This window comes from Halomonas sp. (genome assembly GCF_052095695.1).
Classification (GTDB): domain Bacteria; phylum Pseudomonadota; class Gammaproteobacteria; order Pseudomonadales; family Halomonadaceae; genus Vreelandella.
Window position 1 is genome coordinate 1 of sequence record NZ_JBQDLQ010000070.1, and the last position, 6,133, is coordinate 6,133.

Consider the following 6,133-nt stretch of genomic DNA (forward strand, 5'->3'; position numbering starts at 1 on the left):
ATGGCGTCCCATAGGGGGTTCGAACCCCTGTTACCGCCGTGAAAGGGCGGTGTCCTGGACCACTAGACGAATGGGACGTAAACGGCGTCAGAAATGACGACGGCAAGCAAGATAAAGCAGAAAATGGTGGAGCCTAGCGGGATCGAACCGCTGACCTCAACACTGCCAGTGTTGCGCTCTCCCAGCTGAGCTAAGGCCCCACATGTCGCGAAGACGGAGCGTATAATACTGAGTATGATCAACTTGGTCAACAGCGAAAACGTCTATTTAGTTCTGACAAGATCAGTGACAAAAACAGACGCTTTCGCCATGGCTATCTTAACGAGCGGTTACGCAATATCACGAAACTCTTTTTCAAAGCGCTTGGCCTGCTTTTTAGAAACGCCACCCAGCACATCAATGGCACTACGCAAGCGTGCCCGGGTAATGTCAGAGCCGAGAATCGCCATCGCATCCATCACCGAGGTACTGGAAGCACTGCCAGTGATAGCAATAAATACCGGCGCGAGGAACACCTTCATTTTCAATTCAAAATGCTCGGCCAGCGTATTCACCTCAGCGAGCAACGCTTCTTTATTCCATGCTGACACGCCTTCAAAGCGCCAAACAAGAAACTGAAGCAACTTGACCAGCTCTTCTTCAGCAAGCTTCACGCTATCAAATGAATGCTTTGTTAATGCTGGCTGGCCTGCGAAGAAATGACCGGCCAGCGGCATTACTTCGGAAAGCGTTTCGACCCGAGGCCGCAACTGAGGCAGGATTTGCTTCACGTACGCCTCGTTGAAGGCCCATTCGCATAGCGCTTTCAACAATGCATCGTCATCCAAGTCTTCACGGATATAAACACCGTTCAGCCACGTCAATTTTTCTAAATCAAAGACCGGACCACCCAGCGACACACGCGTCACATCGAAATCAGCGATCATTTCTGACAAGCTGAATTTTTCACGCTCGTCAGGCATTGACCATCCCATACGGCCTAAATAATTAGTAACGGCCTGGGGCAAAAAGCCCATACGGCGATAATAATTAATCGACGTCGGATTTTTACGTTTAGAAAGCTTAGATTTGTCAGGATTGCGTAGCAGCGGCATATGGCACAGCACCGGCTTTTCCCACCCAAAATACTCATACAGCAACTGATGCTTAGGTGCGGAATTAATCCACTCCTCACCGCGCAGTACGTGAGTAATGTCCATCAAATGATCATCGACCACGTTAGCCAAATGATAGGTCGGCATGCCATCTGACTTAAGCAGTATCTGTGCATCGACCTGAGCCCAATCCACTTCAATAGTGCCACGCAGCATGTCATTGACGACACAAACGCCTTCAGCAGGCACGTTCATACGCACCACAAAAGGCCAGTTCTCTTGTTGGCGGCGCGCAAGCTCACTTTCATCGAGCGCTAAGTCAGCGGATTTCAATGCCAAGTGCATACCCGCCGCTTTGCGCGCTTCACGCAGGACATCTAATTCTTCACTTGTGCGGTAGCACTTAAATGCATGCCCAGCGCCCAACAGCTGCTGAACGTGCTGCGCGTAAATTTCGCCACGCTCGCTCTGCCGATACGGGCCATGAGGGCCACCGACATCAGGGCCTTCGTCCCATTCAAGGCCCAGCCAATGCAAGGAGTCGAGGATCATCTGCTCCGACTCAGGCGTGGAGCGCACTTGATCCGTGTCTTCAATACGTAAAATAAATTGGCCGCCATGCTGACGCGCAAAACATAGATTAAAAAGCGCTATGTATGCCGTACCAACGTGAGGATCCCCGGTGGGAGAAGGTGCGATACGAGTACGTACGGTCATGAAAACGTCCTATTGGCAAATATGCATGGCCATATTATACCCACCTTAGCCACAACCTACAGCGTCACGCAGGGAACAATTGGCGCTCAAAAGCGTCAATAAGATGTGCTCAATGTTGCATGCCCCTTAATGCGTGCTAAGTAGCGATCGATTAATACGGCACTGCAGCAATATCTTGAGTGAGCATCTCAAGAATGAGTTAGGATATAACGCTTGGTTATAGCGCCACTTTTTGTAGTGGATGGAACTCAACGAGCTTGTTAGCTCATTCAACAGGAAAATGAAATGGAATCGCTAGGCTCACGAATCAAGCAATTGCGGCTTCGAGCCAAGCTCAACAAAGCAGCCCTTGCACGCAAAGTTGGCGTGTCAGATGTCACCATTTCTTATTGGGAATCCGGGGCGATCAAACAGATCGGTCACGAACGCTTAGTTGCGCTCGCTGATGCCCTTGACTGCTCCCTGGCAACGCTATTAGAAGGTGATAGTGCTCCTGAGCTTTTAACGTTGACGCATACCGGCCCACTCCCCTGGGAGCAGGTACAAGCAACGAAAATAAGAGTCCCCAATCACCTACCCATGACGATTGATTGGAAAGCACCGTGCGTTATGACCACACCTGGTCCTGATACAGATTTTTCACCGGCCACCACGGGTGATTTACTGTTGCTTGGCCCAACGCATGTCTTCCACAAAGCGGGGCATTACGTTGTGCAGCGCGACGATCGTTTTGTGATTGAGCACTTCGCTAAGGCCCCAAGCGACACTGCCATCCACGCAGTGCTTTTAGCCCATTGGCATCCTGCCTAAAGCGTCTACCTCCCCGGACTCTCTAGCACCTCCACCTAGTCACGCGTGCGTCTTGGTTCACTCCCTACCAAAAAGCGCCGAGAGTAGGTGGCCACCTGACCCAGCCCATGGCGGGATTGGCTTACAAGCCCTCCCGCCAGTTGCTGGCCATTGTGGCCAATGATGGCCTGCACCTCAGCGGGTTGAACGCTACCTTCTGAAACCTCAACACGCACGTCGTAACCACCATCGGGTAACCCGCTACCTGAACCAAATGGCCCTGCTGCAAATAGCCCATCCTGTATCTGGGTTCGCGCTTGCCAGCGCACTCGACTGATCTCACGCTCGACAATAATTCGTACCTGAGTACCGTCAGGTAAATTGCTTTCACCCTCGACCATCAAGCGTCGATCGTTGCGCAGCGCTACATGTGCTGATATCTCGACAATGAGCGGCGCAGCATCCTCTTCCACCACGGCTGATTCAGGGGATGCTTGCTCTGGCTGCGCAGTCGCCACCAATTCACTGGTCGGCGACTCGGTTTCTCCACAGCCAGCCAGTAGCGCAGCAGTCACGATCACCACACCCGCGCGATTTATTATAGTGCCCATACGAACTCCCAAAACGTTACCTAACCTGCAGCTTACCACTGCATAGCGGCCGCCACAGCGGAATACGCCTTTTTGAACCCGCGGGATGCGCTACTTCCGGTACAATATGCTTATCGTGCTAATAAGACACTTTCAGGAGCAGCAGCTTTGGACATCATTTGGTGGTTGGCATACATAGCGCTGGGCGGTTTTGTTGGCCTCATGGCGGGCTTGTTAGGCATCGGTGGCGGCGGCATTATGGTGCCGATTCTCACCTCGCTTTTTGTACTTCAAGGCGTACCTCATGAGCACCTTGCCCACCTAGCCCTGGGCACCGCCATGGCCGCCATTATTCCTGCCTCCACCGCAAGCTTACTTTCCCACCACCGGCACGGGGCGGTTCGCTGGGATATTGTGCGCTTTATTACCCCAGGCATATTAGTGGGTACTTTTTTAGCAACCTTTGTTGCCGCACTCATTCCTACCCGCAGCCTGGCGATTTTTTTCGCCTGCTTTATGGTATTGATGTCGGTTCAAATGCTGGTCAACGTTAAGCCGAAATCCAGCCGCAGCCTGCCGAGCCCCGTGGGAGTCAGCGGCGCGGGATTAGGTATCGGCGGCATTTCGGCACTGGTCGCCATCGGCGGCGGCTCGCTGACAGTCCCCTTCCTCACCTGGTGCAACGTCACGCTGCCCCGTGCCATAGGCACCTCAGCAGCCGTAGGTTTGCCCATCGCCCTGGCGGGTGCACTTGGCTACATCATCAATGGCTGGAGCGTTTCGGGCCTACCCAACGCAACGCTAGGCTTTGTTTATCTACCCGCCTTTCTATTGATGGCGCCCTTCAGCATCCTCATGGCCCCTATCGGCGCAAAGCTCGCCCACAAGCTGCCCGTGGCACTGCTTAAACGAGTATTCGCCTTCCTGCTGATGGGGCTGGCCCTGCAGATGGTATATGCGGTGTTTACGGCTTAAGACATATACATATAATGCTACGTTTAGTGCAGAGACCGACACTAACCACTAGCTCACTCAACCTGAGGAAGAGCTTATCGGCATCGTTTTTTTTTGCTATTAGCGTGTCTAAAAAGCGATGTCATGCTTCTCCAGGGTTTGATATTGGCCCACCTCAATTCGCAGTACCAGATAACCATAGCCGCCTACATCAACATTCTCCATGGTCAGCACGTCACGACAAAGCAATCGAATCGCACCATCATTGGTCACCAATAGGTTAGCGTGGTGGAACTGTTCCTCAATTCGAAATGTCCATTAAACATAACCAACCTTAGAATTTTCAATATGATCGGAGAACTATATGGATATGCGCATTAAATCTATCGCAACCACAGGATTAGTAAGCATACTTCTAGCGGGCCAAGCATACGCTTTCGATATCAATAGCGTAACTGATCGCGCAAGCAATATGGCTTCCAGCGGAGGTAGCAGCAACCTATTAAGTTCACTTTCAAGTGGCTCGTTCAATTTCGCTAATCTTGAGAACCTCACCGGCGTTTTAAGCTATTGTCAGGAAAACGGGTATTTAGGTAGTAATGCTGATATCGCCAAAAGTCAGGTTATGTCACGCTTGGGTGTTGAATCTGAGCCGGAAGAAAGCCAAAGCTACCAAGAGGGCTTGTCTGGTATGCTTCAAGGCGACGGTGAGTCCTTCAACTTAAGCGCATTAGGCGACCAAGTCGGCGAACGCGCCTGCGGCATGGCAGCAGACCAAGCAATGTCTTTTGCTGGTGGATAACGCACTTCAACGACAAATACTTTGTCCTACAGGACAATGCATAAAGCGGGCTTACCGCAAAACAGCAAGCCCAATCCCCTTTGAAAATCAATTAGTCCTTCTCGGCACCCTAGATTAACGGCATCCCTTGCTCTGTGCTGAGCACTCTTTCTTACGTACAATGGCGCTTATACAAAGCGCCATTGTTGAAAAGATATCAAAATGTACCCAGCTTTTTGGGACCTCGCCCAATATCCTTACTTGGTACACTGTAGACACACCCAGTGCGTTAATTACGGTTTTAAGAGGCAAAATGGCTGCCTCCAGTGCAGCCAACAGTGTTATTAAATGACTAACTTACTTAAAGAAAATAGTGCAGATCGGGGGCGGCTTTTGTCGGTCGCGCCCATGATGGATTAGAACGAAATCCCGCCGTTAAGCCTCTCGTTCATAACAAGTACCAAATTTGTGCCAACTAAAGAGCGCTTTTGTTCTGTTTCCCTTTTGTCTACAGATACGCGAGTGACGCATGTGCGTGCGCATCATGCGTAGGGGGCGTCAGAATGTTTGGGGGTCTCGGAAAAAGGTAATAAAGGTAACCAATCTCGAAAACACCAAATAAGTGATTGAAATATATTTAATTAAAACAGTCGTTCAAAAGGTAATAAAAGGTGATCAATAGGTAACCACATTACCTTTTAAATAGGTAAATTCTTGCTTTTATAAATTCTAATATTTTCAGATACTTACTTTAATATTACCTTTTAGGTCACCTTTTATTACCTTTTAGAGGTAACTATAAAAATAAGTAAAAACAGTATCTTATAGTCGAAAAAAAGCCAAATTACCTAGATTACCTTTTTTCGAGACCCCCATGCTCGTTTTACCCTATGCCTTACCGCAGCTATCAGCTTGATAGCTAGCTTTAACCCTGTTCCATAGGTACGTTAATGACTAAAAAGGAGGAAATTGGATGAGCAAACTTTATCGGGTACTTTCGTTAGCTAATTGGGAAGAAGCCAAAACCAAAGGCATTGTTGCTCGCTGCGGCAACGATCATAAAGCCGACGGAGTAAACCTGAACTTGCCTGAAGCGGTGAATTACACCGCTAGCAAATATTTCACACCTGTGGAAAAACCAGTCTTACTGGAAGTAGACACCACTGAATTTTCAGATCACATAGAGTGGCGCCACCCCATTGAAAATG

Annotated in this window: 5 protein-coding genes, 2 tRNA genes and 1 pseudogene; 4 read left to right on the forward strand and 4 right to left on the reverse strand. The window is 49.8% G+C overall.

What is annotated here, in order from left to right:
• Position 1 precedes the first annotated feature (1 nt).
• The 3 genes from ACTH5D_RS13290 to gltX form a co-directional block, all read right to left on the reverse strand.
• Positions 2-77, reverse strand: a tRNA-Glu gene (locus tag ACTH5D_RS13290).
• A gap of 47 nt (positions 78-124) precedes the next feature.
• Positions 125-200, reverse strand: a tRNA-Ala gene (locus tag ACTH5D_RS13295).
• A 129-nt stretch (positions 201-329) separates the two neighbouring features.
• Positions 330-1,811 carry a glutamate--tRNA ligase gene (gene gltX / locus ACTH5D_RS13300; protein WP_441672023.1) on the reverse strand — a complete coding sequence of 494 codons (1,482 nt, stop codon included), beginning with the start codon at positions 1,809-1,811 and terminating at the stop codon, positions 330-332.
• Positions 1,812-2,096: 285 nt separating this feature from the next.
• On the opposite strand from gltX, the gene ACTH5D_RS13305 reads away from it, so the two are divergent.
• Entirely contained in the window at positions 2,097-2,621 is a 525-nt protein-coding gene (locus ACTH5D_RS13305; protein ID WP_441672025.1) for a helix-turn-helix domain-containing protein, read from the forward strand.
• A gap of 35 nt (positions 2,622-2,656) precedes the next feature.
• Here ACTH5D_RS13305 and ACTH5D_RS13310 read toward each other — a convergent pair whose 3' ends face one another.
• The gene (locus ACTH5D_RS13310; RefSeq protein WP_441672027.1) at positions 2,657-3,211 is read right to left on the reverse strand and encodes a hypothetical protein; all 555 of its coding nucleotides are present in this window, start codon (positions 3,209-3,211) and stop codon (positions 2,657-2,659) included.
• A 147-nt stretch (positions 3,212-3,358) separates the two neighbouring features.
• Here ACTH5D_RS13310 and ACTH5D_RS13315 point away from each other — a divergent pair, with 147 nt between their 5' ends.
• The 3 genes and pseudogenes from ACTH5D_RS13315 to ACTH5D_RS13325 all read left to right on the forward strand — a co-directional run.
• Entirely contained in the window at positions 3,359-4,165 is an 807-nt protein-coding gene (locus tag ACTH5D_RS13315; RefSeq protein WP_441672029.1) for a sulfite exporter TauE/SafE family protein, read from the forward strand.
• A 343-nt stretch (positions 4,166-4,508) separates the two neighbouring features.
• Positions 4,509-4,946 (forward strand): DUF2501 domain-containing protein, encoded by a 438-nt coding sequence (locus ACTH5D_RS13320; RefSeq protein ID WP_441672031.1) that lies wholly within the window; start codon positions 4,509-4,511, stop codon positions 4,944-4,946.
• 952 nt (positions 4,947-5,898) lie between these two features.
• Positions 5,899-6,133: pseudogene (locus ACTH5D_RS13325) on the forward strand (DUF952 domain-containing protein); the annotation flags it as partial.

What these genes read in the sequence shown, in the direction of transcription:
- gltX (WP_441672023.1), bottom strand. Translation starts at nt 1,811, where the DNA reads ATGACCGTACGTACTCGTATCGCACCTTCTCCCACCGGGGATCCTCAC.
- ACTH5D_RS13305 (WP_441672025.1), top strand. Translation starts at nt 2,097, where the DNA reads ATGGAATCGCTAGGCTCACGAATCAAGCAATTGCGGCTTCGAGCCAAG.
- ACTH5D_RS13310 (WP_441672027.1), bottom strand. Translation starts at nt 3,211, where the DNA reads ATGGGCACTATAATAAATCGCGCGGGTGTGGTGATCGTGACTGCTGCG.
- ACTH5D_RS13320 (WP_441672031.1), top strand. Translation starts at nt 4,509, where the DNA reads ATGGATATGCGCATTAAATCTATCGCAACCACAGGATTAGTAAGCATA.